Source organism: Streptomyces sp. NRRL WC-3549, assembly GCF_000721935.1.
Classification (GTDB): domain Bacteria; phylum Actinomycetota; class Actinomycetes; order Streptomycetales; family Streptomycetaceae; genus Streptomyces.
The window spans coordinates 5,604-9,317 of sequence record NZ_KL585450.1 but is presented as its reverse complement, the minus strand read 5'-3'; the positions used below and the strand labels follow the sequence as shown (position 1 = coordinate 9,317).

Sequence of the window (3,714 nt, the reverse complement as noted above, 5' to 3'; positions counted from 1 at the left end):
CTCCACACAGGAAGGCCCCGGTCATCACGACCGGGGCCTTTCGCCGTCACCGCAGCGGGGCCTCCGACCAGTTGAGGCCCGTGAGGTGCTCGTAGGCGTCCAGGTACTTGGCCCGGGTCGCGTCCACGATCTCCTGCGGCAGCGCCGGGGGCGGCTGTTCGCCGTGCCGGTCCCAGCCGGAGTCGGGCGAGGTCAGCCAGTCGCGCACGAACTGCTTGTCGTACGAGGGCTGCGGCCTGCCCGGCTCCCAGCTCTCCGCGGGCCAGAAGCGCGAGGAGTCCGGGGTCAGCACCTCGTCGGCGATGACCAGTTCCTCGCCGCCGTCCCCGGCCGGCGCGAAGCCGAACTCGAACTTGGTGTCGGCGAGGATGATGCCGCGCTCGCGGGCGACGTCACGGGCCCGGCCGTAGACGGCCAGCGTGGTCTGGCGCAGCGCCGCCGCCGTCTCGGCGCCGACCTCGCGGGCGACCTCCTCGTAGCTCACGTTCTCGTCGTGGTCACCGACGGCCGCCTTGGTGGCCGGGGTGAAGATCGGCCCCGGCAGCTCGGACCCGTCGACCAGGCCGGCGGGCAGTCCCACCCCGCAGACCGTCTGCGAGGCGTTGTACTCGGCCAGCCCGGAACCGGTCAGATAGCCGCGCGCCACGCACTCGACGGGCACCATCCGAAGCGACCGGCAGATCATCGTCCGCCCCGCCCAGTCCTCGGGCGCCCCGGCGGGCAGCTCGGTGGAGAGCACGTGGTTGGGGACGAGATCGGCGAGCTGGTCGAACCACCACAGCGACAGCTGGGTGAGCACCCTCCCCTTGTCGGGGATCTCGGTGGGCAGGACCCAGTCGTACGCGGAGATACGGTCGCTGGCGACCATGACGAGGTCGCCCGCCTCGTTCCGGTACAGATCGCGCACCTTGCCGGTGTGCAGATGGGTGAGCCCCGGCACCTGTACGGGCTCGGGCTTTTCTACGAAACCGGACACGCTGCCTCCGCGTAGGTTGATCCAGGAGTCGGTTCCGATTGTCCCGCATGGACGGGGTGGGCGCCGCCAGGGGGTGTCCGGCGGACCGGGGCCGCCGGACGCGGTCAGTCGCGCTTGCAGATCCGGTCGAGCAGATTCGCCGTGGCACGCTGGATACGGGGATCGACGTGGCCGGGCCGGTCCAGGGCCGGGGACCAGGCGAAGGTGCCCGAGGCGAAGACGAGCGCCCCCGAGGGAGCCCGGTACAGCGAGGTCTCCTGGTGCCGGGTCGCCCCCTCGCTGTCCTGGTACGGGGAGTGGGCCAGCAGCATGCGGTTCTGGTGCTCGGGCAGGGTGGTACGCGGGAAGTACCGGTCGGCCTCGCCCGCGACCAGCCCGCCGATCTCGTCGCCCTCGCCCGCCCCGGTCGCCTCCCACAGCCAGTGCCCGGCGTTCCGCACGACCAGGGGGTGCGGGTCGGGGACCCGGCCCGCGTACTGGATGCCGAGCAGTTGCTGTTCGGGGCGGTCCATCTCGCGCCAGAGCGCGGGTTTGCCCGGCCCCCGGCGCTTGCGGCAGGTCAGCAGCCGGTCCGGCACCCCGGACGCGGACGGCGCGAGGCCGACCTGCCAGTACATGGTGTTGGCGGACAGGAAGACGAGCGAGGTGCCGGTGTCCCGGGCCAGCTCGGCGGTCCGGCGCATGGGCACCGACCAGTACTCGTCGTGGCCGGGGAAGACCAGGCCGCGGTACCGGCCGGGGTCGACGCGTCCGGCGTGCAGATCGCGGGCGTCGGCGTACGCGAGGTCGTAGCCGTACCGCTCGGCCCAGCGGATGAAGTCGTAGGCGTGCCCCACGTGCAGGGGCAGCCCGGCACCCGCGTAGGGGCGGTCGAAGGAGATGGTGGCGGCGGCGTCCTCCTCGCCCAGCAGCCTGCCCTGCTCGTCCCAGGCGTGGTAGAGGCTGGCGCCGGTACGGCCGTCCTCCGGGTAGAGGTTGTAGGCCTGCCAGGTGATGTCCGGCAGCAGGAGCAGCAGATCCGCCGGATGGTCGTCGCGGACCGTGAACGGTACGTGCGAACGGTGCCCGTCGGCGGTGGTGAGCACCGCGACGTACGCCCCGACCGACCAGTAGCTGGGGATCTGCAGCCGCCAGGAGAGCCACCAGTGGTGGCAGGAGACGGTCCGCTCGGCGGTGAGCGGGGCCGGCTGGACGATGCCGGGGAGGCGCGGGCTCGTGGTGATCTTGGACGCGCCGTCGCCCGCGTAGTGGCCGATGCGGTAGACGTCCACGGAGAACTGCTGGGGTGGGTCCACCGTGATGTGGAAGTCGATGGCCTCACCGGGGGCGGCGGCGCCCGGCGAGGCGAACCCCTTGATCTGCTGGTGCACGTCGTCGGCGGTGCGGGTGCCGCCGCCGCTCCCGCCGCGGCCGAGGTCGGGGTCGGCGTACCAGGGGACGACCTGGCCGGTGTCGTCGAAGTAGTTCTCGCTGCCGCGCAGCCAGGGCAGTGGCCCCTGCCCGAAGGGGTCGCTCACGGCGTGCGCCAGCGCACCAGATTCCCACCGCCGGATGTGCTCAGCCCCCATGCCGCTCCCCTCCCTCGTCCCCCGACCACTCTGGTGGCGCCGGAGACCGGCGCCCGACTCCAGCACATCACATCACGCATGCACTCCGTCACCGTTCGTCGCGAATTGACGCGTGCGGAGCTGATTCTTCCGAGTATTGGGGGCGTATGTATGACATCTCGCGGCTTATACGCACGCACGCCCGTGCAGAAAGAGCGGAAGGCGCGCCCTCCGGTCCGTGCCCCGCGCGGGACACGCCCGGGCTCGGCCCTCGCCGCCCTCGCTCCCTCCCCGGCCCTCCCCGGCCCTTCCCGGCTCTCGCCGCCCTCGCGCTCTTTGCGGGCCGGGGTCCCCGGCGTCCTGGCCCGGCCGGTACGCGGAAGCACCGTTCACCGGTCCGTGGAAGCACCGTTCAGACGAGGCGGACCGGCCTGTCGGCCCGTACGCCGACGGCCGAGAGCCAGGACCGCAGCGGCTCCGCGTCACCGTCCTCGACCAGGCTGAGCACGGGACCGCCCACGTCCGACCTGCGGCCGCCGTCCACCAGCAGCGCGGGTCCGTCGAGCCAGTCGAGCCCCGGGGCCGCGCCCGCGGTGTCCACGGCCGCGCAGCAGACCATGGCCACCACGTGGTCGGCGAGCAGCTCCGTGCCCGTACGGGGCGGCTGGAGCGGGAAGAGCGGCAGCGGCACGGAGCCCCAGAGTTCGAGCGGGTCGGCGGCCGTCGTGCCGACCTCGGCTCCGGGCCCGGGCCCGGGTCCGGGTCCGGAGCCGGACCCGCCCTCGCTGCCGGGCCGGGCATCCGCGGCCTCGTCACGGGCGACCGCGGCACCGAGCCCCAGCGCGAGTTCCTCGGCGTTCTGCCCGGAAAGCGCGAGGTGGTCGATGACACGGGCCAGCGTGTGCCCGGCGAAGCCGGCCGCCATCGGTGTGCCGGGGGCCCCGACGGAGACGCTGGCGGCCACCCCCATGGCGTCGAGCACGCGGTGCAGGCGGGCCGCCTCGGTGCGCCACTTCCGGTCGACGACCTCGTGCGGGTACTGCTGCCAGTCGACGGGGGACCAGCCGGGCCCGCTCTCCGCGGGCCCGCCGTGGAAGAGCCGCGCGGCCAGCAGCGAGGCCGCCTCGTCGGCCGTACCCGGCTCGTCGATGAGGTCGCAGGCGGGGCGCTCGCCGAGGCGGGAGGTGAAGC

2 protein-coding genes and 1 pseudogene are annotated in these 3,714 nt (G+C 73.5%); all 3 read right to left on the bottom strand.

Translation table 11 applies throughout. From position 1 onward, the window contains the following. Positions 1–46: 46 nt before the first annotated feature. Positions 47–976, bottom strand: a complete 930-nt coding sequence (locus tag IH13_RS0135205) for a phosphoribosylaminoimidazolesuccinocarboxamide synthase (RefSeq protein WP_031091105.1) — start codon at positions 974–976, stop codon at positions 47–49. Between the two features lie 104 nt (positions 977–1,080). Further along, a complete protein-coding gene (locus IH13_RS0135200) occupies positions 1,081–2,544 on the bottom strand; it encodes a N,N-dimethylformamidase beta subunit family domain-containing protein (protein WP_031091104.1) in 1,464 nt (487 codons plus the stop codon). 391 nt (positions 2,545–2,935) lie between these two features. Continuing rightward, positions 2,936–3,714, bottom strand: a pseudogene (locus IH13_RS0135195) (hypothetical protein); the annotation flags it as partial.